This is a genomic window from Rhodococcus sp. TAF43 (assembly GCF_052113525.1).
GTDB lineage: Bacteria > Actinomycetota > Actinomycetes > Mycobacteriales > Mycobacteriaceae > Prescottella.
Genome location: NZ_JBFRDL010000001.1, coordinates 254,991 through 280,408 on the forward strand (window position 1 = coordinate 254,991; position 25,418 = coordinate 280,408).

Annotated in this window: 29 protein-coding genes; 7 read left to right on the top strand and 22 right to left on the bottom strand. The window is 69.9% G+C overall.

All coding sequences use genetic code 11. The features are described from left to right. Position 1: 1 nt before the first annotated feature. From dprA to AB4Z09_RS01265, 9 genes are all read right to left on the bottom strand, one after another. A complete protein-coding gene (gene dprA, locus AB4Z09_RS01225) occupies positions 2–1,129 on the bottom strand; it encodes a DNA-processing protein DprA (protein ID WP_174909566.1) in 1,128 nt (375 codons plus the stop codon). Beyond that, on the bottom strand, positions 1,126–2,634 hold the full coding sequence (locus AB4Z09_RS01230; RefSeq protein ID WP_114719540.1) for a YifB family Mg chelatase-like AAA ATPase: 1,509 nt from the start codon (positions 2,632–2,634) through the stop codon (positions 1,126–1,128). The genes dprA and AB4Z09_RS01230 overlap by 4 nt, the downstream gene beginning before the upstream one ends. Beyond that, positions 2,634–2,990 carry a YraN family protein gene (locus AB4Z09_RS01235; RefSeq protein ID WP_114719538.1) on the bottom strand — a complete coding sequence of 119 codons (357 nt, stop codon included), beginning with the start codon at positions 2,988–2,990 and terminating at the stop codon, positions 2,634–2,636. The genes AB4Z09_RS01230 and AB4Z09_RS01235 overlap by 1 nt, the downstream gene beginning before the upstream one ends. A 195-nt stretch (positions 2,991–3,185) precedes the next feature. Then, positions 3,186–3,503: a DUF2469 domain-containing protein gene (locus AB4Z09_RS01240; RefSeq protein ID WP_005513927.1), complete on the bottom strand. Its 318-nt coding sequence runs from the start codon at positions 3,501–3,503 to the stop codon at positions 3,186–3,188. Between the two features lie 48 nt (positions 3,504–3,551). Beyond that, positions 3,552–4,244 (bottom strand): ribonuclease HII, encoded by a 693-nt coding sequence (locus AB4Z09_RS01245; RefSeq protein ID WP_174909562.1) that lies wholly within the window; start codon positions 4,242–4,244, stop codon positions 3,552–3,554. After that, positions 4,241–5,008 carry a signal peptidase I gene (gene lepB, locus AB4Z09_RS01250; RefSeq protein ID WP_174914615.1) on the bottom strand — a complete coding sequence of 256 codons (768 nt, stop codon included), beginning with the start codon at positions 5,006–5,008 and terminating at the stop codon, positions 4,241–4,243. The genes AB4Z09_RS01245 and lepB overlap by 4 nt, the downstream gene beginning before the upstream one ends. A gap of 97 nt (positions 5,009–5,105) precedes the next feature. Continuing rightward, positions 5,106–5,447, bottom strand: coding sequence for a 50S ribosomal protein L19 (rplS, locus tag AB4Z09_RS01255; RefSeq protein WP_031939962.1), 342 nt, complete (start codon positions 5,445–5,447; stop codon positions 5,106–5,108). Positions 5,448–5,521: 74 nt separating this feature from the next. Continuing rightward, positions 5,522–6,406, bottom strand: coding sequence for a hypothetical protein (locus AB4Z09_RS01260; RefSeq protein WP_114719532.1), 885 nt, complete (start codon positions 6,404–6,406; stop codon positions 5,522–5,524). Continuing rightward, on the bottom strand, positions 6,406–7,380 hold the full coding sequence (locus tag AB4Z09_RS01265) for a formylglycine-generating enzyme family protein (RefSeq protein ID WP_174914613.1): 975 nt from the start codon (positions 7,378–7,380) through the stop codon (positions 6,406–6,408). The genes AB4Z09_RS01260 and AB4Z09_RS01265 overlap by 1 nt, the downstream gene beginning before the upstream one ends. Positions 7,381–7,489: 109 nt before the next feature. Here AB4Z09_RS01265 and AB4Z09_RS01270 point away from each other — a divergent pair, with 109 nt between their 5' ends. Further along, on the top strand, positions 7,490–8,161 hold the full coding sequence (locus AB4Z09_RS01270; RefSeq protein ID WP_174909560.1) for a GAP family protein: 672 nt from the start codon (positions 7,490–7,492) through the stop codon (positions 8,159–8,161). Positions 8,162–8,220: 59 nt separating this feature from the next. Here the strand turns inward: AB4Z09_RS01270 and AB4Z09_RS01275 are convergent, their stop codons facing one another. Next, positions 8,221–10,587 carry a Tex family protein gene (locus AB4Z09_RS01275; protein WP_174909558.1) on the bottom strand — a complete coding sequence of 789 codons (2,367 nt, stop codon included), beginning with the start codon at positions 10,585–10,587 and terminating at the stop codon, positions 8,221–8,223. Between the two features lie 40 nt (positions 10,588–10,627). Here AB4Z09_RS01275 and AB4Z09_RS01280 point away from each other — a divergent pair, with 40 nt between their 5' ends. Continuing rightward, a complete protein-coding gene (locus tag AB4Z09_RS01280; protein WP_174909556.1) occupies positions 10,628–11,608 on the top strand; it encodes a serine hydrolase in 981 nt (326 codons plus the stop codon). Here AB4Z09_RS01280 and AB4Z09_RS01285 read toward each other — a convergent pair. The 5 genes from AB4Z09_RS01285 to rpsP all read right to left on the bottom strand — a co-directional run bounded on the left by AB4Z09_RS01285 (position 11,605) and on the right by rpsP (position 15,031). After that, a complete protein-coding gene (locus tag AB4Z09_RS01285) occupies positions 11,605–12,981 on the bottom strand; it encodes a flavin monoamine oxidase family protein (RefSeq protein WP_174909555.1) in 1,377 nt (458 codons plus the stop codon). The genes AB4Z09_RS01280 and AB4Z09_RS01285 overlap by 4 nt on opposite strands. A 78-nt stretch (positions 12,982–13,059) precedes the next feature. Further along, complete coding sequence (gene trmD / locus AB4Z09_RS01290; protein WP_114719522.1) at positions 13,060–13,758, bottom strand: tRNA (guanosine(37)-N1)-methyltransferase TrmD; 699 nt, start codon at positions 13,756–13,758, stop codon at positions 13,060–13,062. 10 nt (positions 13,759–13,768) lie between these two features. Continuing rightward, entirely contained in the window at positions 13,769–14,335 is a 567-nt protein-coding gene (rimM, locus tag AB4Z09_RS01295) for a ribosome maturation factor RimM (RefSeq protein WP_114719520.1), read from the bottom strand. Positions 14,336–14,342: 7 nt separating this feature from the next. Further along, positions 14,343–14,585 (bottom strand): RNA-binding protein, encoded by a 243-nt coding sequence (locus AB4Z09_RS01300; RefSeq protein WP_003939023.1) that lies wholly within the window; start codon positions 14,583–14,585, stop codon positions 14,343–14,345. Beyond that, complete coding sequence (gene rpsP, locus AB4Z09_RS01305) at positions 14,585–15,031, bottom strand: 30S ribosomal protein S16 (RefSeq protein ID WP_114719518.1); 447 nt, start codon at positions 15,029–15,031, stop codon at positions 14,585–14,587. Before rpsP ends, AB4Z09_RS01300 begins: the two co-directional genes overlap by 1 nt. Before the next feature lie 278 nt (positions 15,032–15,309). On the opposite strand from rpsP, the gene AB4Z09_RS01310 reads away from it, so the two are divergent. Both AB4Z09_RS01310 and AB4Z09_RS01315 read left to right on the top strand, forming a co-directional pair. Next, complete coding sequence (locus AB4Z09_RS01310) at positions 15,310–15,708, top strand: transcriptional regulator (protein ID WP_114719517.1); 399 nt, start codon at positions 15,310–15,312, stop codon at positions 15,706–15,708. Next, a complete protein-coding gene (locus tag AB4Z09_RS01315) occupies positions 15,705–16,091 on the top strand; it encodes a DUF3817 domain-containing protein (RefSeq protein WP_114719515.1) in 387 nt (128 codons plus the stop codon). The genes AB4Z09_RS01310 and AB4Z09_RS01315 overlap by 4 nt, the downstream gene beginning before the upstream one ends. A gap of 56 nt (positions 16,092–16,147) precedes the next feature. Here AB4Z09_RS01315 and rdgB read toward each other — a convergent pair whose 3' ends face one another. The 7 genes from rdgB to clpS form a co-directional block, all read right to left on the bottom strand. Continuing rightward, on the bottom strand, positions 16,148–16,759 hold the full coding sequence (gene rdgB, locus AB4Z09_RS01320) for an RdgB/HAM1 family non-canonical purine NTP pyrophosphatase (RefSeq protein WP_174909553.1): 612 nt from the start codon (positions 16,757–16,759) through the stop codon (positions 16,148–16,150). After that, positions 16,756–17,538, bottom strand: a complete 783-nt coding sequence (gene rph, locus AB4Z09_RS01325) for a ribonuclease PH (protein WP_114719511.1) — start codon at positions 17,536–17,538, stop codon at positions 16,756–16,758. Before rph ends, rdgB begins: the two co-directional genes overlap by 4 nt. A gap of 54 nt (positions 17,539–17,592) precedes the next feature. Then, positions 17,593–18,351 carry a cyclic nucleotide-degrading phosphodiesterase gene (locus tag AB4Z09_RS01330; protein WP_174909551.1) on the bottom strand — a complete coding sequence of 253 codons (759 nt, stop codon included), beginning with the start codon at positions 18,349–18,351 and terminating at the stop codon, positions 17,593–17,595. A 151-nt stretch (positions 18,352–18,502) separates the two neighbouring features. Continuing rightward, a complete protein-coding gene (locus AB4Z09_RS01335) occupies positions 18,503–19,084 on the bottom strand; it encodes a rhomboid family intramembrane serine protease (RefSeq protein ID WP_442239021.1) in 582 nt (193 codons plus the stop codon). Between the two features lie 125 nt (positions 19,085–19,209). Next, complete coding sequence (locus AB4Z09_RS01340) at positions 19,210–20,286, bottom strand: P1 family peptidase (RefSeq protein WP_174909547.1); 1,077 nt, start codon at positions 20,284–20,286, stop codon at positions 19,210–19,212. Then, positions 20,283–20,858 (bottom strand): oxidative stress transcriptional regulator AosR, encoded by a 576-nt coding sequence (aosR, locus tag AB4Z09_RS01345; protein ID WP_174909545.1) that lies wholly within the window; start codon positions 20,856–20,858, stop codon positions 20,283–20,285. Before aosR ends, AB4Z09_RS01340 begins: the two co-directional genes overlap by 4 nt. Before the next feature lie 46 nt (positions 20,859–20,904). Continuing rightward, positions 20,905–21,258: an ATP-dependent Clp protease adapter ClpS gene (gene clpS, locus AB4Z09_RS01350; protein ID WP_114719501.1), complete on the bottom strand. Its 354-nt coding sequence runs from the start codon at positions 21,256–21,258 to the stop codon at positions 20,905–20,907. On the opposite strand from clpS, the gene AB4Z09_RS01355 reads away from it, so the two are divergent. From AB4Z09_RS01355 to AB4Z09_RS01365, 3 genes are read left to right on the top strand one after another with little or no spacing between them, the layout of a single operon-like run. Continuing rightward, positions 21,257–22,681 carry a nicotinate phosphoribosyltransferase gene (locus tag AB4Z09_RS01355; protein ID WP_441346807.1) on the top strand — a complete coding sequence of 475 codons (1,425 nt, stop codon included), beginning with the start codon at positions 21,257–21,259 and terminating at the stop codon, positions 22,679–22,681. The two genes, clpS and AB4Z09_RS01355, sit on opposite strands and share 2 nt — an antisense overlap. 14 nt (positions 22,682–22,695) lie before the next feature. Next, entirely contained in the window at positions 22,696–23,268 is a 573-nt protein-coding gene (locus AB4Z09_RS01360) for an isochorismatase family protein (protein WP_174909541.1), read from the top strand. Positions 23,269–23,293: 25 nt separating this feature from the next. Then, positions 23,294–25,354, top strand: coding sequence for an ATP-dependent DNA helicase (locus tag AB4Z09_RS01365; RefSeq protein ID WP_174909539.1), 2,061 nt, complete (start codon positions 23,294–23,296; stop codon positions 25,352–25,354). Positions 25,355–25,418 lie beyond the last annotated feature (64 nt).

Consider the following 25,418-nt stretch of genomic DNA (forward strand, 5'->3'; position numbering starts at 1 on the left):
GTCACCACCGGAACCAGCCCGTCTCGTCCGACCCGACGAATCCGTCGAGTTCCAGCACCGGCAGCAGGGCCCGCACCCGCGCCACCGGTAGCCCCGACTCCTCCGACAGCTCGCGGGTGCCCCGGGTACCGCTGCCCGGCAGCGCCTCGTACACCGCGGCCGCATCGCCGGTGAGCGCGTCGAGAGCGCGCACCGCCCCGCCGCCGGCAGCCTCGCCACCATCGACACCAATCGGCCCGGCCTCCTCCACGATGTCCTTCGCGCTCGCGACCAGGCGGGCCTCTCCCTCCCGGATCATCCGGTGACACCCGGTCGACGCCGCGGACGTCACCGGTCCCGGCACCGCCAGCACGGGACGGCCCAGCCGCCGGCCCCACGTGGCGGTGTTCCGCGCCCCGCTGCGCCAGCCCGCCTCGACCACCACGACGCCGTCGGACAGGCCCGCCACCAACCGGTTCCGGGCCAGGAATCGATACCGGGCCGGGGTCGTGCCGGGCGGATACTCGCTGATCACCGCGCCGTCACGCGCGATCTGCTGCAGCAACCGCCCGTGCCCGGCGGGATAGGCCCGATCCACCCCGCACGCGAGGACCGCGACCGTGAGACCACCCGAGCCCAGCGCCGCCCGATGCGCGGCGGCGTCGATCCCGAACGCCGCCCCCGACACCACCGTCCACCCGTCGGCCGCGAGATCGCCGACGATCTCGGCGGTGACGTGCTCGCCGTAGGAGCTCGCCGCCCGCGTACCGACGACCGCCACCGACCGGGCCACCAGCTCGTCGAGCGGTCGATCCCCCAGCACCCACAGCGCCAGCGGGCCGCCGTCGTCGCGGCCGTCACCGAGTGCGTCGAACGCCAGCAGTCGCCACCGCGGCCACTCGTCGTCGTCGGGCGTCACCAGACGACCGCCCATGGCCGCGAGCAGATCCAGATCCCGGGCCGCCGTGTCGATGTGCGCCCGCGCCGACGTCCGCCGATCCAGGAAGCTCGACAGATCCCGCTCGCGCACCGCCCGCGCCGCGTCGACTGGGCCGACCGCCGAGACCAACTCCGCGAGCGGTGGACACGACCCCTGCACCACCTTCGACAGATACGCCCACGCCGACAACCGCGGATCGTGCCCACTCATGCCACACCCCGGTCCCGGAACTCGAGCGCCGTCGAGACCTGGTCGCGGCCCGGTGAGTCCAGGCCAGCGAGGTCGCCGAGGGTCCACGCCACCCGCAGCGCACGGTCCGCGCCGCGTGCGGTGACGGCGCCCAGGCGCAGCGCCTTCTCGAGCGGTACGAGCGCCTCTCGCGGCAGCCGGAACCGTTGCCGCAGAGCCGGGCCCGGCACCTCCGCGTTGGTCCGCCATTCGTAGGACCGCCACCGTTCGCCGGCCGCGGCCCGGGCGGCGGCCACCCGACCGCGCACCTGCTCGGTGGTCTCACCCACCTCGTCCATCAACGCCCCGGTCGCCACGGCCTTCATCCGGATGCGCAGGTCGACCCGGTCCAGCAACGGTCCGGAGAGCCGACCCAGGTAGCGGCGCCGGACCGTGGGCGCGCACACGCAGTCCACCTCACGCGCCGGTGCGCACGGACACGGGTTCGCGGCGAGCACCAACTGGAACCGCGCCGGGTAGCGCGCGACCCCGTCCCGCCTGGCGATGCGAACCTCCCCGTCCTCCAACGGCGTCCGCAGGGCCTCGAGCGCCTTGGTTCCCATCTCGGCGCACTCGTCCAGGAACAGGATTCCTCGGTGCGCGCGGCTGACCGCCCCCGGTCGCGCCATCCCGCTGCCACCGCCCACCAGCGCGCTCACCGAAGACGTGTGGTGCGGCGCGATGAACGGCGGCTCGGTGATGAGCGGGCGCTCCGACGTGAGCAGCCCGGCCACGGAGTGAATCGCCGTGACCTCCAGCGCCTCCGGCTCGGTCAGCGCCGGCAGCACACCCGGTAGCCGCTGCGCGAGCATCGTCTTCCCGATGCCGGGTGGACCGGTGAGCATCAGGTGGTGGGCACCGGCGGCCGCCACCTCGATCGCCCACCGCGCCTCCGCCTGTCCCACGACCTCGCTGAGGTCGGCGCGCGACGACGACGCCCCGGTGTCGAACGGCGCGGGTGCGGACAACGTCCCCTTGCCCTGCAGCCACAGCGTGACCGCGGTGAGACGGTCGGCGCCCAGAACCTCGATTCCGTCGACCAACCCGGCCTCCGCCAGCGCCTGGACCGGGACCACCACCGTCGACCATCCCGCGTTCTTCGCCGCCAACACTGCGGGCAGCACGCCGCGGACCGTGCGCAGCCGGCCGTCGAGCGCCAACTCGCCCAACAGCACCGTCTTCGCGAGGCGCGTCCGCGGAACCTGCCGGGCGGCGTCGAGCACGGCGCACGCCAAGGCGAGGTCGTAGACGCTGCCCACCTTCGGAAGCGTCGCCGGCGACAGTGCCAGCGTCACCCGCGATTCGGGCCACTTCTCGCCGGAGTTGGTGACCGCCGCCCGCACCCGATCCCGAGACTCCTGCAGCGCAGTGTCCGGCAACCCCACCAGATGCACCCCGGGCAGTCCGCGGCCGATGTCCGCCTCGATCTCCACGATCTGCCCGTCGACCCCGCTCACCGCCACCGAGTGAGCACGCCCGAGCGCCATCAGAACACCGCCACCAGGTGCGTGACCTCGGGCTCCCGATGCCGAGCCACGAGCACCGACACCACATCGAATCGCACATTCGGCCAGTGCTTCTCGGACGCGGACAGCCAGCGCTGGGCCAACATCCGGATCCGCCTCTGCTTGGCATAGGTCACCGCCTCCGCCGGACTCCCGAATCCCAGCCCCGACCGAGTCTTCACCTCCACGAACACCACGGTGTCGCCGTCCGCGGCCACCACGTCCAGTTCTCCGTGGCGGCACCGCCAGTTCCGGTCCAGGATCTGCAGGCCCGCGTCCGTCAGCACGCGGGCCGCGATTTCCTCCCCCATCGCGCCCAACGCGATATTGCGTCCCATCCGGGCTTCCCCCTCACCCGGCCGGAACCTCCCGCCGGTGACGAAGACTGTGCCCGTCACCCCTCGGCGCGGCGGAACCCCGAACAGGGAGAACAGATTGCCCTGTGGATGGGTCGGGAGCTGTGGACAACCACCCTTCGAACACACGAGAGCCGCGCACCCCGGAAGATGCGCGGCTCTCGGAAACTCGAACGATCAGCCCAGACCGTTGTCCGGCAGTCGCAGGTCGGACTTCTCCAGCTCCTCGATGTTCACGTCCTTGAACGTGATGACCCGCACGTACTTCACGAAGCGAGCAGGCCGGTACATGTCCCACACCCAGGCGTCGGACATCCGCACCTCGAAGTAGATCTCGCCGTCCGCGCTGTGCGGCAGCAACTCCACGGAGTTCGCGAGATAGAACCGGCGCTCGGTCTCCACGACGTACGAGAACTGACCGACGATGTCCCGGTACTCGCGGTACAGCGACAGTTCCATCTCGGTTTCGTATTTCTCGAGATCCTCGGCACTCATCGGCCTCGACGTCCTCCTGCGTTGTTGTGAAAACTCATCATCCCGCACCTACCCCGCGGACCCGAATCCGTGGCTCCCCGCCGATTCGAACTCGCGGCTCGCCGCGGCTACATTCGCGTACGACATCCGGTGCTCACGGCTCGGCCCCAGTTCGTGGAGCGCGGCCGTGTGCACCGCTGTGCTGTAACCCTTGTGCCCGGCAAAACCGTACCCGGGCAGTTCCTCGTCCATCGCGACCATCGTCCGATCACGGGTGACCTTCGCGAGAACGCTCGCCGCCGCGATGCACGCGGCCGCGGCGTCGCCCCCGATCACCGGCAACGACGGCGCCGGCAGACCCGGCACCCGGAATCCGTCGGTGAGGACGTAGCCGGGCGGCACCGACAGTCCGGCGACCGCCCGGCGCATCCCCTCGATGTTCGCGACGTGGACCCCGATCCGGTCGATCTCGGCGGCGGGGATCTCGACGACACTCCACGCCACCGCGAGCCGCTTGATCACCGGGAACAGCTCCTCACGGACCTTCTCGGTGAGCTTCTTCGAATCGTCCAGCCCGGCCAGGGCCGCGTGCGGCTTGGGTCCGAGCACACACGCCGCGACGACCAGCGGTCCCGCGCAGGCGCCGCGTCCGGCCTCGTCGACGCCGGCCACGGGCCCCAGACCGCATCGCACCAGTGCAGACTCCATGGTCCGCAAGCCGGATGCTCTGCGAATGACGGTTCTCGGTGGCCAGGTACTCACTGCTGCTGAATGTCGGGGGACGAGATCTTGCCCCAGCGTGACGGCGGCAGCACGATGAATGTCGCCTTGCCGATCACGTTGTCGATCGGGATCGTGCCTTGGCGTTCGTCGGAGACGTGGTAGCGCGAGTCCGCCGAGTTACTGCGGTTGTCACCCATCATCCACAGGTTGCCCTCGGGGACGGTGACGGGACCGAAGCAGCGGGCCGACTTCACCGCGGTATCGCACGTCTGCACGCCCGGGATGAACGGGAAGTCCATGGTGATGTACGGCTCGTCGAGCGGTTTGCCGTCGACCAGGACACGGCCCTGGTCGTCGCAGCACTCCACCCTCTGCCCACCGGTGGCGATGACACGCTTCACGAGATCATTCTCGTCCGGCGGGACGAGTCCGACCATGGATCCGAGTTCCTGCGCGCCACGTTTCACGGGGTTCGACGAACGCGTCGACTCGTACCGCTCCGACCACGAATCCGGGCCGCGGAAGACGATGACGTCCCCGGGCTTCGGGTCGCCGAAGCGGTAGCTGATCTTCTCGACGACGATGCGGTCACCCGTGCAGCCGGGGCAGCCGTGCAGCGTGGGTTCCATCGACTCGGACGGAATGAGGTACACCCGCGCGATGAACGTCTGCAACAGGAAACTCAGCACCAACGCGACGAGGATGAGGATCGGTATCTCGCGCCAGAACGAGCGGGGCTTCTTCGCCTTGCCCCGACGTGAGCGCTTTTCGGCGCCGTCTCCGTCATTCGCGTCCGACGTCACGGCCGGGTCCTGCGGTGCATCTGCCACTGAGACAGATTAGCCCGACACCGCGTGAAAGCGGTGCCGGGCCAACCGAAGTAGCTCAGAGCGTCGAAGCTCAGCGCTTTTCCTTGATCTTCGCAGCCTTGCCGCGCAGGTCGCGCAGGTAGTACAGCTTGGCGCGACGGACGTCACCGCGGGTGACGACCTCGATCTGGGCCAGGTTGGGGCTGTGGACCGGGAAGGTGCGCTCGACGCCGACGCCGAACGAGATCTTGCGGACGGTGAAGGTCTCGCGAACGCCGCCGCCCTGGCGGCGGATCACGACGCCCTTGAAGACCTGCACGCGCTCCTTCGAGCCCTCGATGACCTTGACGTGCACGTTCAGGGTGTCACCGGCGCGGAACTCCGGAATATCGTTGCGGAGGGACTTGGCGTCCAGGAAATCCAAGGTGTTCATGGTTGTTCCATCCTTGCGTTTTTCGCAGGAGCAGAGGAACCGAGCGGCCGTGGCTCGACTGGTTCGTGCTCAGATCAAGTTGAGTCGCCTTCACCAGGCAACCCGACCATTGTGCCAGACGCCGCACCATGCGTGGAAATCGGCGCCGGTGCGGGTTGCACGGTGCGCTCGAGCTCCGCCTCGGTGGCCGTCAGCGCATGCTCGACGCTCGGTTTACCTGCGACAAGGTCCTGCACATAGATCTTCGCCCGGATCATCGGGCGACGGAACCGCTTCTCACGCTCGATCGCGCGCTGCATCCGGCGGGGCTTCGCCGTATATCGCCATCTCGCCCACGGCGCGCCGGGCCGGCTCAGCCGGATCGCGCCGACCAACAGGATCGGGAACACGAACAGCCCGACGAGTCCCGTCCAGATCTTGCCCTTGAGGATGACGATCGCGGCCAGGGCCAGGTTGACGACCGCGAGAACCACGATGGTCACCCGGACCGCGACGTGCGGATCCTCGCGCCACTCGGTGATATCGAGCAGTTCGAGCGGCTGGAATCCGAGCAGCAGCAACCCGGTCACCGCGAGCGCGACGAAGACCGCGTCCACCGACGCCCGGCCCTGATCGGACCAGTACACGTCCTTGAGGTAGAAGATCAGGGCGAACTCGTCGAGGACGAGGGCCGCGCCGATCCCGAAGAACGTGGCGATCACCGCACCGGTCGCCTGCGTCGCGTTCTCGTACACCGCGATCAGCGCGACGCCCGAGGCGAACATCGTCACCACCCCGAACACGACGTGATGGATGTGCTGCCCGCCCGGGGTGATGTTCCCGGGCCACCACCGCACCTCGGCTCGGATCATCCGGACGCTGACCCGGATGAAAAGGAACGCGAGCAGGAATCCGAGGAGGAAGAACAGCAGCGGGAGCCGACCGTTGGCGATGATCTCCCGTTCGAGCCAGTGTCGCATCAGGAAGGGACCCGACCACGGACGATGCAGCGGAACCCGATGTGGCAGGTGGACGTCTCCTCGGTTTCCCCCTGTCGGGCCGCCGGACGGTAGCGCACGCAGTAGTTGGGCGCGCACAGGTGCGATCCGCCCTTGATCACCCGGCGCGGGTACACCTCGCCGTCACGCGCCTCGCCTACCTCCACGCGCGGGTTGCGCGGAATGCAGCACGACGACGCGGGCGCGACGTTCCTGCCGGACGCGCTGTGGTCGACGGTGTGGAAGTCGGTGGTCCACTCCCACACGTTGCCTGCCATGTCGTCGAGGCCGTAGCCGTTGGGCCGGAAACTGCCGACCGGCGACGTGCCGACGAATCCGTCCTCCGCCAGGTTCTCCCACGGGAACTGTCCCTGCCACGTGTTCGCCTGATGCCTGCCGCCCGGCGTGAACTCGTCGCCCCACACGTATGTCTTGCGGTCGAGTCCGCCGCGCGCCGCGAACTCCCATTCGGCCTCGGTTGCCAGTTCCTTGCCCGACCACGCCGCGTACGCGAGCGCGTCGGTGTAGGAGACATGTGTGACGGGGTGCCGCTCGCGGCCCCCGACGTTGCTGCCGGGGCCTTCCGGATGCCGCCAGTCCGCGCCCGGCACCCACGACCACCACTGCTGGTAGTTGTCGAGCGAGACCGGTCGGTCGGGCGGGGTGAACACGAGCGAACCGGGGACGAGCAGCGCCGGGTCGGCGTCGGGGTAGTCGGCCGGATCGGGCGCGAGCTCCGCGGTCGTCACGTGGCCGGTGGCCTTCACGAAGCGCCTGAACTCGGCGACCGTCACCTGGTGGGTGTCCATCCAGAAGCCGTCGATGCTGACCTGATGGACCGGACGCTCCTCCGGGTAGAAATCCTCCGATCCCATCCAGAACGTTCCCCCGGGGACCCACACCATGTTCTTCGGCGCACCGGAGGAGTCTGTGGGTACTGACGCGATCGGCTGCATGAACGATGAGCTTTCCATCTGTTCGGGTACCGCGAAAGCCGGAGTCGGATCCGGCGATTCACCCACAACGGGTGGGCCGCGCCGGGGCCTTCGCTGCCAACATTCGAGGATGGGTACCGCTATCGGGGACGTGCTCCCCCTCGCCGTCGGCGTCGCGATCAGTCCGATTCCGATCATCGCGACGATTCTGATGCTGCTCACACCTCGCGCCGGAAGCACCGCGACAACCTTCCTCGCGGGCTGGATCCTCGGGATTGCGGTTGCGTACGCACTGTTCGTGGTGATCGGCAGCGCGATAGACCTGTCGTCGAACTCGGACGGCAACGCCGTGACCGCGACCATCCGGATCGTCCTCGGCGCCCTGTTGCTGGCCCTGGCCGTGAAGCAGTGGCGGGGACGTCCGGCCCCCGGCGAGGAACCGTCGATGCCGGGGTGGCTCGCCGCGATCGACAAGGTGACACCCGTCAAAGCGCTCGGGCTCGGCTTCGCCCTGTCGGCGATCAACCCGAAGAACCTGTTGATGATCGTCGGTGCCGCGGTCGCGGTGTCTCAGCTCGGCGCACCCGTCGGCACGATCGTCGTCGCGGGAGTGGTGTTCACGGTGCTCGCGGCGTGCACGGTGGCCGTCCCCGTGATCGGCTACTTCACCATGCGCGAGCGCGCGACCTCGTGGCTGAACAACCTGAAGACGTGGCTGACCGCCAACAACGCCGCGGTGATGGCGGTCCTGCTGCTGGTGATCGGCGTGATGCTGATCGGCACGGGCATCGGCGGTTACTGAATCCCCAGACCGCGAAGGAGCCCCGGGACACCGGTCCCGGGGCTCCTTCGGTCTCACCGCTACTTGCCGAAACCGGCCTTGCGCAGCGCGTCCGCCATCGAGCCGCTCGCGGGCCGCTGTTCGGCGCGCCGGTCCCGGCCCCGGCCCTGGCCCTGGCCCTGGCCACCGCGACCCTGACCACCCTGCCGCTGACCACTCTGACGCTGACCGCCGTTGCCCTGGCCACCCGGACGCTGACCGCCCTGACGCTGTCCGCCGCGCGGCCCGTTCGGGGCACCGACCTCGTCGTCGAGGCGCAACGTCAGCCCGATGCGCTGGCGTTCGACGTCGACCTCGAGCACCTTGACCTTCACGACGTCACCGGACTTGACGACCTCGCGCGGGTCGCTGACGAACGTGCGCGACATCGCCGACACGTGCACCAGGCCGTCCTGGTGGACGCCCACGTCGACGAACGCGCCGAACGCGGCCACGTTGGTCACGACGCCCTCGAGCACCATGCCGGGCTTCAGGTGCGCGACCTTCTCGATCCCGGCCGCGAACGTGGCCGTCTTGAACTCCGGGCGCGGGTCGCGGCCCGGCTTGTCCAGCTCGGCGATGATGTCGGTGACGGTCGGCAGACCGAACTTCTCGTCGACGAAGTCGGCCGGCCGCAGCTTCTGCAGGACGGCGGTGTTGCCGACCAACTCCCCCACCCCCGAGCCGGAGGACTGCACGATCCGGCGCACCACGGGGTATGCCTCGGGGTGCACGCTGGACGCGTCGAGCGGGTCGTCACCGTTCGGGATCCGTAGGAAGCCGGCGCACTGCTCGAACGCCTTCGGCCCGAGTCGCGGCACGTCCTTGAGCCCCTTGCGGCTGCGGAACGGACCGTTCTGGTCGCGGAACGCGACGATGCTCTCGGCGAGCGAACCGGCGATGCCCGACACCCGCGACAGCAGCGGCACCGACGCGGTGTTGACGTCCACGCCGACCGCGTTCACAGCGTCCTCGACGACCGCGCCGAGCGAGCGCGCGAGCATCGTCTCGGACACGTCGTGCTGGTACTGGCCGACACCGATCGACTTGGGGTCGATCTTCACCAACTCGGCGAGCGGATCCTGCAGACGCCGCGCGATCGACACCGCGCCCCGGATCGAGACGTCGAGGTCTGGCAGCTCCTGCGACCCGTACGCCGACGCCGAGTACACCGACGCGCCCGCCTCGGAGACCATCACCTTCGTCAGGCCGGCCTCGGGGAACTTCGAGATCAGTTCGGCGGCAAGCGCGTCCGTCTCACGCGATGCGGTGCCGTTGCCGATCGCGACGAGTTCGACGCCGTGCTTGGCGGCGAGCGCGGCCAGGGTCGCGAGCGACTGGTCCCACTTGTTGTGCGGCTGGTGCGGGTAGATGGTGTCGTGCGCGACGACCTTGCCGGTGGCGTCGACGACCGCGACCTTGGTGCCGGTGCGGAAGCCGGGGTCCAGGCCCATCGTCGCGCGGGTGCCGGCCGGCGCCGCGAGCAGCAGGTCCTTGAGGTTGGCCGCGAACACGTCGACGGCGTCCTTCTCGGCGGACTGGCGCAGCCGCATCCGGGTGTCGATGCCGAGGGTGATCAGCATCTTCGTCTTCCATGCCCAACGGACGGTGTCGAGCAGCCAGCGGTCGGCCGGACGGCCACGGTCGGCGATCCCGAAGCGGGACGCGATCCGGCCCTCGTAGAGGCTGGTCTCCCCCGGCTCGAGCGGCTCGCGATCCGACGCGAGCGTCAGCGACAGGATCTCCTCCTTCTCGCCGCGGAACATCGCGAGGATGCGGTGCGAGGGCAGCTTCTCGAACGGCTCGGAGAACTCGAAGTAGTCGGCGAACTTGGCGCCCTCGGTCTCCTTGCCCTTGCGGACCGACGACTCCACCTGCCCGCGGGCCCACATCAGCTCGCGCAGCTCACCGACGAGGTCGGCGTCCTCCGCGAACCGCTCCACGAGGATCGCGCGGGCACCCTCGAGTTGCTCGGCGTCGTACCGGGCGGGATCGACGGTCGGGTCACCGATCAGTGCATCGGCCACCGGTTCGTGCCCGGCCTCGCGCGCGATCTGCGCCTTGGTGCGCCGCTTGGGCTTGTACGGCAGGTAGATGTCCTCGAGCCGGGCCTTGGTGTCGGCGAGCATGATCTGCTGCTCGAGTGCGGCGTCGAGCTTGTCCTGGGAGCGGATCGACTCGAGGATCGCGACCCGCCTGTCGTCGAGTTCCCACAGGTAGCGCAGCCGCTCCTCGAGCTGGCGCAGCTGCGCGTCGTCGAGGCCGCCGGTGACCTCCTTGCGGTACCGGGCGATGAACGGAACCGTGGCGCCGCCGTCCAGGAGGTCGACGGCCGCGGCGACCTGACCCTCCCGTACGTCGAGCTCTTCGGCGATGCGCTGGTTCACGGATTTGAGAGCAGTCGTCACGGCGATCGACCCTACCGCTAGCCTGTCCGAGGCGTCGGTCATGAGCCCGGCGAACGGATCGCGGGAGGAACCGGTGGCAGGACGGGCGCGACGCCTCGGCGGCGTGTGCCTCGCGGTGGGCGTGCTCGCCTCGTGCGCGGCGCAGACGACGGGTGACGCGACCCCCGACAGCCGGCACGCCACCGTGCAGGCGGCGACCGTCGATTCGGATCCGGTCCCGACCACCCTCGAGGGCCGGATCGGCAAGGCCGTCTCCGACGCCGCCGACCGGGGCGCCGACCTCACCCTGGCTCTGCTGGACCGGCACCAGAACCGTTACGTCTCGTTCGCCGACACCGAGCCGTTCGCGACCGCATCCGTCGCGAAGCTGTTCATCGCCGACGACCTCCTCTACCGCGAGTCCACCGACGAATTGGAACTGTCCGAGGACGAGCACACCCTCGTCGCGCGGATGCTCGAGGACTCCGACGACGACGCCGCGAACGAACTGTGGAACGAGTACGGCGCCTCCGATCTCGTGCTCGACGTGGCGTCCCGATACGCCCTGTCGACGACGTCGGCGCCCTACGACGACAACTGGTGGAACACCGAGACGACCGCCGCCGACCTGGTCGGCTACTACTCCGCGGTGCTCGACGGCCGCGGCGGGCTCGACGCCCCGCACCGCGACGAGCTGCTCGGTTACCTGCGCAACTCGCACCCGACCGCGGCGGACGGCTACGACCAGCGGTTCGGCATTCCCGACGGCCTGCCCGACGAGACCGTCAAGGCCGTAAAGCAGGGCTGGATGTGCTGCCTGGACGATCGCTGGACCCACCTGTCGACCGGGATCGTCGGCGCCGACGACCGCTACGTGTTGGTGCTGCTGTCCCGCGAGGATCTGGACTACGGGGATGAGGACACCGACTACTACCCGGACACCTCGCTGACCGCCGCCGTCGACGACGCCAGCGCCGCGCATGCGCGCGAGACGATCACCGACGCGGCCCGAACCCTGTTCCCGCAGAGGCGGATCGACTAGTCGGCGCGCGCCGCCCCGACGAGATCCTCCGCGGCGATCACCTCACGGGCAGCACGCTCCCCGGACCGCACCGCTCCGTCGACCCACCCGCACATCACCGCCGAACTCTCGGTGCCCGCCCAGTGGATGCGGCCGCACGACGCGCGCAGCGCCGGACCGAATTCGGTGAGAACCCCGGTCGGGGCGTGGCTGAGCATCCCGCCGCCCGAGTACCGCTCGGTGGTCCAGTCCTGCTCGACGTAGTCGACCGGCGCGGCGGCCTGCGGCCCGAACCGCTCGATGAGGGCGGCCACAACGGCGCCGCGCCGGTCCGCGGGGGTCATCCGGCCGAGCGCGCGGGCCTGCGGCCCCTCCACTATGACGCACATGATTCCCGGCCGCGCGGCGTCGGTGCCAGCGTCGACCGTCACCATGGCCGCCGAACCCGGCGCCGCGGACTGCCCCGACAACCCGTCGGCGCGCCAGAACGGCTCGTCGTAGAGGACCGCGACCTTGAGAATCGATCCGCTCGGCATCCGCTGGTGCAGGAACGTCCGATCTACCGGCAGCAACGGCTCGTAGCGGATCTGACCCGCGATCGCCAGCGGCACCGCGACGATCGCCCGGCGGGCCCGCACCGTCACCTGGTCGCTGCGGACCGTCACCCCGTCCGTGTCCTGTTCGATCACGCGCACAGGCTGCGACAGGTGCAGCGAGCGCCCCAGTTCGGCGGCCATCGGCCGATAGATCGCACCCATGCCGCCCACCGGGCGGGCGTCCTGCGCGGCATCCCTCACTCCGAGCACGAACGACGGCCCGCCACCCGACGCCATCTGGTACAGCACGAACAGGAACGAGACCTCCGACGCGGCCGACGTGTAGCAGCCGGCGATCGCCATCTCGAGGAGTTCGTGGGCCGGCTTCGAGAGCACGTTGTCGTCGAGCCACTTGGCGAGACTGATCCGGTCCCATTCCGCGGCGCGTTTCGCTTCCCACGGCGCATCCAGCGGTATCGACTTGCACAGCTCACCGAGTTCGAGGAACACCGCCCCCAGATTGGCGACGGCCCACGGACTCATCGTCATCGGGATGGTGCCCTGGTAGCGATACTTCTTGCCGTCCACCATCATCATCGCGTCGCCGTCGGTGTACTGGCGGTAGCTCGGGACGCCGAATTCGGTCATCAACGCGTGGATCCGGTCCTGCCCGGGACCGATCCACGCCCCGCCGCGATCGATCCACACACCGTCGTCGCGGGTCTCGGTGAAGGTGCGGCCCCCGATCCGGTCGCGCGCCTCGAGCACCGTGATCGAGCGGCCCGCCTGTTTCAGGCGTAGCGCCGCGGTCAACCCCGCAAATCCGGCCCCCACGACGCAATAGTCGACATCAGTCATTGCCGGTCACCTCGAGTTCATGCCTACTCGCGGGGACCGCTGCGGGTCAATGATGTTCGGGCGGGCTCGAGAAACCGATCAGGAAAGGAGATCGGGGCGACGCTCGGCCGTGCGCTGCAACGACTGCGCCCGACGCCAGGCCGCGACCTTCGCGTGATCGCCGGACAGCAGCACCGGCGGGACGTCGAGTCCGCGCCAGCTCACCGGACGGGTGTAGCTGGGACCCTCGAGCAATCCGTCGGAGAACGAATCCTCTTGGTGCGACTGCTGATTGCCGAGGACACCGGGCAGCAGCCGGACCACGGCCTCGACCATCACGAGAACCGCGGCCTCGCCACCGATCAGGACATAGTCGCCGATCGAGACCTCTTCGACACGCACCCGTCGGGACGCGTCGTCGAACACCCGCTGATCGATGCCCTCGTACCGGCCGCACGCGAACACCAGGTGCTTCTCCTCGGCCCAACGGTGCGCGGTGGCCTGGGTGAACGGCACGCCGGCGGGAGTGGGGACGACGAGCAGGGCCTCGGAATCGGGTTCACCGTCGTCGTCGGTGAGCACCTCGTCGAGTGCGTCGCCCCACACGGTCGGCTTCATGACCATGCCGGGTCCGCCGCCGTACGGGGAATCGTCGACGGCCTTGTGCACGTCGTGGGTCCAGCGCCGCAGATCGTGGACGCCGACGGAGATGAGCCCCTTGTCGATCGCCTTGCCGAGCAGCGCAGCACGCAGCGGCTCGAGGTACTCGGGGAAGATCGTGACTACGTCGAGACGCACGGCGGTTCGGTCACTCCTCGTTTCGGCTGTCGCCGAAGTCGGGGTCCAACAGGCCCTCCGGCGGATCGATCTCGATCACGCCGTCGGCGATCGAGATCGTCGGCACGATTGCCGTGACGAACGGGATCAACAGTTCGCCCGACGTCTGCCCTTCCGGGCGAACGGACAGCAATTCGCCTGCAGCGGAATGCAATACCTCGATCACGGTGCCCACCGGCGTGCCCGCGTCGGGTCGTCCGGCGGCGATACGCACAGCCAGGCCCTCGAGCTCGTGATCGTAGAACTCGTCCGGATCGTCGGACGGGGTCAGTTCGGCGGTGTCGATCAGGAACAGCGTGCCGCGCAACTCGTCCGCAGCGGTGCGATCCGCGACACCGTGAAGGCGCAGCAGAAGCCGCCCGGAATGCTCCCGGGCGGCTTCCACCGTGAATGTGCGCAGCTTCTGCTCGCGCGGCTTGCGGCCACGCAGTTCGGCGCCGACGGCGAACCGCTCGCCGGGCTCGTCAGTGCGAACCTCGACGACCAGCTCTCCCTTGATGCCGTGCGACTTGGCGATGCGGCCTACGACGAGCTCCACTGCCGTACTACTGATCGGTGTCGACGACGTCGACGCGGATCCCACGGCCCCCGATACCGGAGACCAGGGTCCGCAGGGCGGTCGCGGTACGACCACCGCGACCGATCACCTTACCGAGATCGTCGGGGTGCACATGCACCTCGACGGTGCGTCCCCGACGCCCCGTGATCAGCTCGACGCGAACGTCGTCGGGGTTGGCGACGATCCCACGGACGAGATGCTCCACGGCATCGGCGACAACGGCGCTCATTACTCGGCAGCCTCGGTGGACTCGGCGTCGGCAGCAGGAGCCTCGGCCTCTTCCTTCGCGGCCTTCTTCTTCTTGGGGGTGATGGCCTCGGAAACCGGCTCGTTCTCGGCCTGCGCCAGCGCAGCCTGGAACAGCTCCAGCTTGGACGGCTTGGCTTCCTTGGTCTTCAGGGTGCCCTCGGTGCCCGGCAGGCCCTTGAACTTCTGCCAGTCACCGGTGATCTTCAGCAGGTTCTCGACCGGCTCGGTCGGCTGTGCGCCGACACCCAGCCAGTACTGAGCGCGCTCGGAATCGATCTCGATCAGCGAGGGCTCTTCCTTGGGGTGGTACTTGCCGATGGTCTCGATCGCACGGCCGTTGCGGCGGGTGCGAGAGTCCGCGACGATGATCCGGTACTGCGGGTTGCGGATCTTGCCGAGGCGGGTGAGCTTGATCTTGACAGCCACTGCTGCGTATCTCCTTCAGTGCGCACACCAGTGCACACGTGTCACGTGCAATTCGGCGACCTGCCAGGGTGGCGGGTCCGGTTTTGCCTCTCTCCTGTGACCGTCGCGCGGTGCGTAACCGGATGCGACGAACAGCGGTTCATTCTGCCAGACGCCGACGGGTGAGTGAAATGCGGGCCGACCGACCCCGCGCGGGGTGGCCGACAGGTGCACTGCGGGTGACGAGTACCACCAGGCACCCCTACGGGGAGGCTCCCCACCTCGGGTACCGTCGATGTGTGGCCAGAACCGTTCGAAAACGACGCCCCGCGCTGATCGTGTTGGTGATCGTCGCGGCCGCCGGATGCCTCGCGCTCGGCTGGTGGCAGTGGACGCGATTCGAAGCGGCCGGCGGCACCGGCCAGAACCTGGGCTACGCGTTCCAGTGGCCGCTGTTCGCAGCATTCGTCGTCTACGCATACCGCCGCTTCGTCCAGCTCGAGGACGGCGGAGCCGAGGCCGACGAGCAGGCGGCCGCGGACGAACCGACCGACGTCCCCGACGGGCTGCTTCCCGAGCGCCCGAAGGCGCGGACGTCGTCCGACGACGTCGATGATCCCGAGTCTCGGCAGATGCTCGAGTACAACGATTACCTCGCCGGGCTCTCCGCTCGCGAGTCCGATAGGAGCGACAAGTGAGCGGCGGCCCGAACGAGACCACCCCACAGCAGACCACCGCGCCCGCGCCGGCGACGCCCACGGAGGGCGACAGGAAGAAGATCGCCGGGGCACTCCTGCGCTACCGGGTACTCGCGTACGCGACCGGTATCTGGCTGCTCGTGCTCACCGCCGAGATGGTGGCGAAGTACATCTTCGGCGTCGACAACCTGCCGACCTGGATCGCGATCGTGCACGGCTGGGTGTACTTCGTGTACCTGATCCTCACGATGGACCTCGCCGTGAAGGTCCGCTGGCCTGCGAGCCGCACGATCGGCACGCTACTGGCCGGCACCGTCCCGTTCCTGTCGTTCTTCGTCGAGCACTGGCGCACCGTCCAGGTGAAGCGCGACTTCGGGGTCTGATCCCACCCCGCACACGACGAAGGGCCCGTCCGTCAGGACGGGCCCTTCGTGCGTCTCTATCGGCGTGCGAGCTGCGCGAGGGCCGGCACCAACTGGGCCAGCGCGCGTCCGCGGTGCGAGGCCGCGTCCTTCTCCTGCGGCGACAACTCGGCCGACGTCCGCTGCTCACCACCGGGTTCGAAGACGGGGTCGTAGCCGAATCCGTTGTCGCCGCGCGGCTCGCGGACGATCCGCCCACGCCACTCTCCCCGTACCACGATCGGGCCCGCGCCCGGGATCGCGAGCGCGCACGCCGACACGAAGGCCGCGCCACGCCGCTCGTCCGGCGTGTCCGACAGCTGACCCAGCAGCAGCGCGGTGTTCGCGTCGTCGTTTCCGTGGGCACCGCTCCAGCGAGCCGAGAGGACGCCGGGCATGCCGTTCAGGGCATCGACCTCGAGCCCGGAGTCGTCGGCGACGCACGGCAGGCCAGTGGCGGCGGCACCGTCGAGGGCCTTGACGAGCGCGTTGTCCTCGAAGGTCGCGCCGGTCTCCGGGGTCTCCGGAAACTCCGGCACCTCGTCGAGGCCGATCACCTCGAGGCCGTCGATACCGGCGGCGGCGAGCACGCGCCGCAGCTCACCGAGCTTCTTTGCGTTGCGGCTGGCTACCAGGATCCTGCCGCTCAACTGCCGAACGCCTTCTTCTTCGGCTCGGCCGGCTCCGGCAGCGTGCCCGGGTACGGCTCGGCGAGCGCGGCCTGCTGGATCTCGAACAGCTGCTCGCAGCCGGCGAGCGCCGAGTCGAGCAGCTTGTCGAGCGTCGACCGCGGGAACGTGGCACCTTCTCCGGTGCCCTGGATCTCGACGAGGGTGCCGGTGTCGGTCGCGACGACGTTCATGTCGACCTCGGCGCGCGAGTCCTCCTCGTAGGGCAGGTCCAGGCGCACACGTCCGTCGACGACACCGACGCTGACGGCGGCGATGGCGCACGAGATGGGCTGGGGGTCCGCCAGACGCCCGGCGGCGCGCAGGTAGGTCACGGCGTCCACCAGCGCGACGTAGGCGCCGGTGATGGCCGCGGTGCGGGTGCCGCCGTCGGCCTGCAGCACGTCGCAGTCGATCGCGATGGTGTTCTCACCGATCGCGGCGAGGTCGATGCACGCGCGCAGCGAACGACCGACGAGGCGGCTGATCTCCTGGGTGCGCCCGCCGACCTTGCCCTTGACCGATTCGCGGCCGCTGCGGGTGTGCGTGGCGGCCGGGAGCATCGCGTACTCGGCGGTGAGCCAGCCCAGCCCCGAACCCTTGCGCCAGCGCGGCACGCCCTCCTCGACGCTCGCGGTGCACATCACCCGGGTGTTGCCGAACTCCACCAGCACCGAACCCGCCGGGTGGTTGGTGAATCCCCGCGTGATCCGAACCTCGCGGAGCTGATCGTCGGTCCTACCGTCTTCTCGTGTCGTCACGTTCCGAGAGCCTAGTCGCCGCGCGGGAGTGCGCGGGCGGGGCGCCGGTTGCGGTCAGACGGTGTAGACGTCGCCGGCCGACACCGCGTGCACCGGTCCGGAGAACTCGGCCTTGGCCTCGGCGATGACGTCCTCGCGGGACGTCCACGGCGGAATGTGGGTGAGCAGTAGCTCGCCGACCCCTGCACGGGTCGCGATCTGCCCGGCCTCGGTCCCGGACAGGTGGATGCCCTCGGGACGGTCGGGGCTGTGCGTCCACGACGCCTCCGACAGCAGCACGTCCGCGCCCCGCGCCAGCTCGACGACGGACTCGCAGATGCCGGTGTCGCCGGTGTAGACGAGGACCCGGCCGGTCTTGCTGGTGACGCGGAACCCGTACGCCTCCGGGGGGTGGTTGACCCGGCGCGCCTCCACCGTGATCTCGCCGATCTCGGCGACGTGGCCGTCGGACCAGCTGCGCAGATCGATGGTGTCGGAGATGTCGTCGAGGTCACCGCCGCACTCGGCCGACGCGACGCCGATACGGCACGCGCTGTCCGTGGGGCCGTAGACGAGGGCCCGGCCGGCCGGCGGATTGGGATGGTAGCGGCGCCACACGAGCAGGCCCGGCATGTCGAGGCAGTGGTCGGCGTGCAGGTGCGACAGCAGGATCGTGGCCTCACCTGGGTCGGCGTATCGCTGCAGCGCGCCGAGCACACCGGGGCCGAAATCCATGACCACCGGTGGGGTACCCGGAGCCGTCACGAGGTAGCCCGAAGCAGCCGAGTCGGGTCCGGAGACGCTGCCCGAACATCCCAGGACCGTAATGCGCATGCAAACCATGCTGCCACGACCACCGCGCTCTCAAAAAGCTTCGGGCACTTTCGGCTGTGTGAACTCACATCTGCCGTCGGATTGTGATCCGTCGGCGCACGGGTCGAGCATGTGATCGCCGAGTCAGCGACCCGCAGATCAGAGGGCGGTTCTAGGTGCGCGGAAGCTGGATCCCGGACGTGCCGACCGTCGGCACCGCGGTCCGGCGCCTGCGCGTGTCGGACGACAGCACCCACGCCGCGACGACGCCTCCGATCGCGCCGAACAGGTGCCCCTGCCACGAGATCCCGTACTGCCCGGGCAACACGCCCCACAGCATGCCGCCGTAGACGAACAACACCACCACACCGAGCAGGATCTGTCCGATGCTGCGGGTGAAGATCCCCCGCACCAGCAGGAACGTGAGCCAGCCGAACACCAGCACCGACGCGCCGAGATGCGCACCGACGCCGCCGGTGAGCCACGTACCGACCCCGCCGATCACCCAGATGATCCCGGTCGCGGCGAGACCGCGACCGATCCCCGACATCAGCACCAGGAACCCGAGGATCAGCAGCGGCACCGTGTTGGCGAACAGGTGTCCCCACCCGAAATGCAGCATCGGCGCGAACAGGACTCCCCACAGGCCGTCGAGCGTGCGCGGTTCGATCCCCCACTGGTCCAGCGGATTGCCGGCAACGGTGTCGACGGCCTCGAGGACGTAGAGGACCATCGCGAACCCGCCGATGGTCATCGCCGCCCGCTGCCACAGCGGGCGCGGGACACGAGGCAGGTCGGGGCGCAGTTCTGATCCGGCGGTCACGAATCCGAGCGTACCGACCATCGCCGATGACGGTCGGTGTCGAACGACCGCGCGGTCTAGCCGGAAGTCCCGAACGCCGACGGAAACACGTCGCGGTAGCTCGGGATCCCGGCGACCGCAGTGGCCGACAGGATCGCGTCGACGATCGCCCACTGCACGCATGCGGCGGCGGCCGTGCAGACCGCGTCGAGGATCGGTAGTTCCGTCGGGAAGGCCGCCGGGACACCGTCGGGTGCGGGCACGTCACGGGCGCCGGTGGCGAGCGCGAAGATCGTGTCGCCGTCGAGCGGCGAATGCGCGGGACGGATGGCGCGGGCCAAACCGTCGTGTCCGGCGACCGCGACTCGTCGGCAGGCGGCCTTGGACAGCGTCGCGTCGGTTGCGATGACGCCGATCGTGGTGTTGAGGACCGTCGTCTTGGCCCCCAACTCGTTCGCGGCGGCCAGATCGTCGGGCGACGGCAGTCGCATTCCGCGACGTTCGGCGTCGGCGAGCGACAGCCCCCACGGCAGGCCGGTGTCGGGATCCCACACCGCACCGACCGGATTGGCCACCATGAGCGCGGCGACGGTGACACCGTCGGCCGGACCACCGTCGATGACGGTGCTGGCGGAACCCACCCCGCCCTTGATGACGCCCGCGCGGGCTCCGGTCCCGGCACCGACACTGCCGGTGACGACGGTGCCCGACGCGCGCGACGCCGCGCGACGCCCGAACTCGGCGGTGGGCCGGACGTTCCAGTCGCCGACGGGCAGATCGAAGATCACCGCGCCGGGCACGATGGGGACCACCTGGCCGGGCGCCCCCATCGGGATCCCGTGGTCGTGTTCCTCGAGCCACCGCATGACCCCGTCGGCGGCGGCGAGGCCGTACGCACTGCCGCCGGTCAGCAGGACGGCGTGCACCTGCTGCACCGAGTGGCTGGGGTCGAGGAGGTCGGTCTCGCGGGTGCCGGGGCCACCGCCACGCACGTCGACGCCCGCGGTCGCACCGGACGGCACCAGCACCACGGTGCATCCGGTCGCCGCACCGGCGCCGAGCGTCGCGTCGGGATCGAGCAGGTGGTCGTGGCCGACGAGGACGCCGGCGACGTCGGACAGCGAATCCGACGGCCCGGACCGGGGCGCCGTCACGACAGGAGCGCCTGGACGAGGGAGTCCTGCATCCACGTCAACCAGTGGTAGACGTCGAGGTGCGGGGCCCGCGGGTCGCCCTCCTCGAGTTCGTCCGGGGTGTCGGCGTCGATGCCGATGTTCGTTCCCAGGGCCAACCGGACGTCGTTGAGTGCGGCCAACCACGCGTCGGCCTGCTCCGGGGTGATGACGACCTTGCCGCCCTCCGCGGGCACCGTCTGCAGGACCACGGACCCGGCGGCGATCTTCTCGTCGATGATCTCCGGCTCGTGCAGGCTGCGCAGGGCGCTGTTGACGTTGCCGCGCTCGGAATCGTCGTCGGGCCGGTCGGGGTCGGCGCGCTGGAAGTCGGGCAACAGGCGGGCGAGAACCTCGTCGGACGGGGTTTCGCTGTTGCCGGTCCGCAGGCCCGTCAGCGCGGCCAGCTCGTCCGTCGGCGCCGAGGCGGCGCGCTCCTCGAGCAGCCCGGAAACCGACGTCACCAGCGACCGCAGGACCGCCGCCTCGTGGGCGTCCATCTCCGAGCGCAGTTTCAGTCCGCCGAGTGAGTTCTTCCTGGTCCAAGTCCGCACGTCTGTACCCGGGTTCCTAACCGTCGAGAGGGATGGATTCGATCGTCTAGCTGCTGTCGCGCTGCATGGTCGCCCACAGGCCGGCCGCGTGCAGCTTGCGCACGTCGTTCTCGACCTTGTCGCGCGAACCGCTCGACACGACGGCCTTTCCTTCCTTGTGGACCTGCATCATCAGGTCCGTCGCCTTGGCTTTGCTGTAGCCGAAGAGCTTCTGGAAGATGTACGTCACGTAGTGCATGAGGTTGACGGGATCGTCCCAGACGACAGTTACCCACGGCCGATCCTGGGCCTCGGTCATCTCCTCGATTTCCGCCTCGGCAGGAGAGACCTGGGGCGCTGCGGCGGGCATCTTGCCGACCGGAACTGCGGTCGGGAAAGTCATTGTGGAACACGGCGCCATGCGTCCAGGGTACGGCGTGGCTCCGGAACTCGACACCCGCGCCCGGCGCCCGAATCGTAAAGTTGGGCCCGTGGCAACCGTTCCCGCAGAGAGCACCGGACTTCGTCCGAGTACCGCGCTTTTCACCGACCAGTACGAGCTGACGATGCTCGAGGCGGCCCTCACCGACGGCTCGGCGCACCGCCGCTGCAGCTTCGAGGTCTTCGCCCGCCGACTGCCGGACGGGCGCCGGTACGGCGTCGTCGGCGGCATGGGCCGAATCCCGGACGCATTGGCGCACTTCCGCTTCGGCGAACCCGAACTCGAGATCGTCTCGCGCTTCCTCGACAGCTCCACCGTGGACTGGCTGCGCGACTTCCGGTTCTCCGGGGACATCGACGGCTACCGCGAGGGCGAGCTGTACTTCCCCGGATCACCGATCCTGTCCGTGCGGGGCACGTTCGCCGAATGTGTCCTACTCGAGACCCTGGCGTTGTCGATCCTCAACCACGACAGCGCGATCGCGTCGGCGGCCGCCCGCATGGTGAGCGCCGCGGACGGTCGTCGGCTGATCGAGATGGGGTCGCGGCGCGCGCACGAGGAGTCGGCCGTTGCGTGCGCCCGCGCGGCGTACCTCGCGGGGTTCGACGCGACGTCCAATCTCGAGGCGGTCCGCCGTCACGGCGTGCCGGGCGCGGGAACCAGCGCGCACGCCTTCACGCTGCTGCACACCGCGGACGGAGCGCCGCAGGAGGAGGCCGCGTTCCGCGCGCAGGTCGCCGCGCTGGGGGTGGGCACGACACTGTTGGTCGACACCTACGACATCACTCAGGGCGTCAAGAACGCCGTGGCCGCGGCGGGCACCGGGCTCGGCGGCGTGCGCATCGACTCCGGCGACCTGGGTGTGCTCGCCCGCCAGGTCCGCGACCAACTGGACGGCCTCGGCGCGACCGGCACCAGGATCGTCGTCTCGGGTGATCTCGACGAGTACGCCATCGCGGCTCTGCGCGCCGAACCGGTCGACGCGTACGGGGTCGGGACCTCCCTCGTGACGGGATCCGGGGCACCCACGGCGGGCATGGTCTACAAGCTCGTCGAGGTCGACGGCGTTCCCGTCGAGAAGCGCAGCAGCCACAAGCAGTCGCGGGGCGGCACCAAGCGGGCGATGCGGCTGAGCCGCCCGTCCGGCACCGTCGTCGAGGAGGTGCTGTACCTCGCCGGCGCGCCGGCCCCGGAGGTCGGCGACCTCGAGGCGCGGGAACTGCTCACCCCGATGGTGCGCGGCGGCGACCTGGTCGGCGACCTACCGACGCTCGAGGACGCCCGCGCGCTGCTCGCGAGCAATCTCGTGAGCCTGCCCTGGGAGGGGCTCAAGCTCTCGCACGGCGATCCGGCCGTGCCGACCCGTTTCGCCATGTCGGCCGAGCCGACGATCACGACGTGAGAGGAGGGACGAGCGTGACCGGGAAGGCACTGATCGTCGTCGACGTCCAGAACGATTTCTGCGAGGGCGGCGCGCTCGCGGTCACCGGCGGCGCCACCGTCGCGACCGACGTCAACGACCTGTTCGGCCAGGGCTACGCGGCGATCGTCGCGACCCGGGACCACCACGTCGATCCGGGGCCACACTTCTCCGATCACCCCGACTTCGTCGACACATGGCCCCCGCACTGCCGGGCCGGGACGCCGGGCGCGCAGTTCCATCCGGCGCTCGAGACCGCGCCGCTGCAGGAGGTGTTCTCGAAGGGCGAGTACAGCGCCGCGTACTCGGGCTTCGAGGGCGTCTCCGCCCGCGGTGAGTCGCTCGCCGACTGGCTGCGCCGCCACGGCATCGACGCCGTGGACGTGGTGGGCATCGCGACCGATCACTGCGTCCGCGCGACCGCGCTGGACGCGGCCATCGAGGGATTCCGCACGCGGGTGCTGCTCCCCTTCACCGCCGGCGTGTCCCCCGTCACCGTGGAGGCCGCGCTGGCCGAACTCGATGCGGCGGGTGTCGAACTCGTCGGGCAGGTCGGCGACCGCGACTGACGGCCCCGCGCAGTACCCTGTTGCGGTGTCCGACCGTGCCCGAGAGCTGCCCAATGTCCCGGAACTTCTCGAGGTCGCGATCCGGACGTTGGGTGGCAAGCCCCGCAAGAACCAGCTGACGATGGCATCCGCCGTCGCCCACTCGATCGATACCGGCGAGCACCTCGCGGTGCAGGCCGGGACGGGTACCGGCAAGTCGCTCGCCTACCTCGTGCCGAGCGTGCGCCACGCCGTCGAGTCCGGCCGCACCGTCGTCGTCTCGACCGCGACCATCGCGCTGCAGCGTCAGCTCGTCGACCGGGACATGCCGCGCCTGGCGGACGCGCTCACGTCGGCGTTGGGACGGCGCCCCCAGTTCGCGATCCTCAAGGGCCGCGGCAACTACCTGTGCATGAACAAGATCCACACGGGCATGGCGCAGGACGATCCGCCCGAGGCGGAGCTGTTCGACGCGTTCGCGATCAGCCGTCTGGGCCGCGAGGTGCAGCGGCTCACGAAGTGGTCGTCGGACACCGAGACCGGTGACCGCGACGACCTCGTGCCCGGCGTCAGCGACCAGGCCTGGCGGCAGGTCAGCGTCAGCGCCCGCGAATGCCTCGGCAAGTCGCGCTGCCCCGTCGGCGAGGACTGCTTCGCCGAGCGGGCCCGCGCCGAGGCCGCACAGGTCGACGTCGTGGTCACCAACCACGCGATGCTCGCGATCGACGCGATCTCCGGCATCGCGGTGCTGCCCGAACACGACGTCGTCGTCATCGACGAGGCCCACGAACTGGTCGACCGGGTCACCGGCGTCGCGACGGCGGAGCTGTCGGCGTCGGCGATCAGTGCCGCCGCCCGCCGCAGCATCAAGATCGTCGAGGAGCAGGACGTCGACCGGCTCGAGGGTGCCGCCGAGGGCTGGACCGACCTGCTCGAGGATCTGCCCGCCGGGCGCTGGGACGCGCTGCCCGACGGTGTCTCGATGGCGTTGGCCGCGGTCCGCGACGCCGCCTGGAATGTCCGGACGGCGATCGGGCCGTCCAAGCCCGGCATGGCGGCCGCCGATCCCGAGGCCGCGGCCGCCCGCAACGCCGCACTGTCGGCGATCGACGAGATCCACGACAGCGCGGTCCGGGTGCTCACCGCGTTCGACGAGCCCGACCCGGCCAAACGCAAGGACGTCGTGTGGCTGTCGGTCGACGAGAACCGCGGAAACGTCCGCCGGGTGGTCCGGATGGCGCCGCTGTCGGTGGGCGGGCTGCTGCGGGCGAGCCTGTTCGCGGAGTCGACTGTGGTGCTGACGTCGGCGACGCTCACGGTCGGCGGCTCGTTCGACGGGCTAGCCGTCAACTGGGGTCTGCCGCCGGAGTCGCCGGCGCGCAGCGACACCGCGACCGCGATCGGCAAGGAGGCGCCGTCGGACGCCGGTGTGCTGCGCTGGAATTCGCTCGACGTCGGCTCGCCGTTCGACCACGCGAAGGCCGGGATCATGTACGTCGCCCGGCACCTGCCCCCGCCCGGGCGCGACGGCCTGTCCCCCGCCTTCATGGACGAGATCGCGGAACTGGTGACCGCGGCCGGTGGCCGCACACTGGGACTGTTCTCGTCGATGCGCGCCGCGAAGGCCGCGGCCGAGGAGATGCGCGAACGCCTCGACGTCCCGATCCTGTGCCAGGGCGACGACGCCACGGGCACGCTGGTGAAGAAGTTCGCCGAGGACGAGGCGACGACGCTGTTCGGGACGCTGTCGCTGTGGCAGGGCGTCGACGTTCCCGGCCCGTCGCTGAGCCTGGTGATCCTCGACCGGATCCCGTTCCCGCGCCCGGACGATCCGCTGCTCATCGCCCGCCAGCAGGCCGTCGAGTCGCGCGGCGGCAACGGCTTCCTGTCGGTGGCCGCGAACCACGCCGCCCTGCTGCTGGCGCAGGGCGTGGGGCGTCTGCTGCGCAGCGTCGACGACAAGGGTGTCGTCGCGGTCCTCGACTCGCGTCTGGCCACCGCCCGCTACGGCGGCTACCTGCGGGCGTCGCTGCCGCCGTTCTGGGAGACGGCGGACCCGAAGGTGGTGCGGCAGGCGCTCGCCCGGATCGCGGCGTCGCGGCCCTGAGACGCGGCTGAGCACGCACCCCGGCAAAACTGGGCCGACGCCCCCGCATCCGCCCTATGCTCGG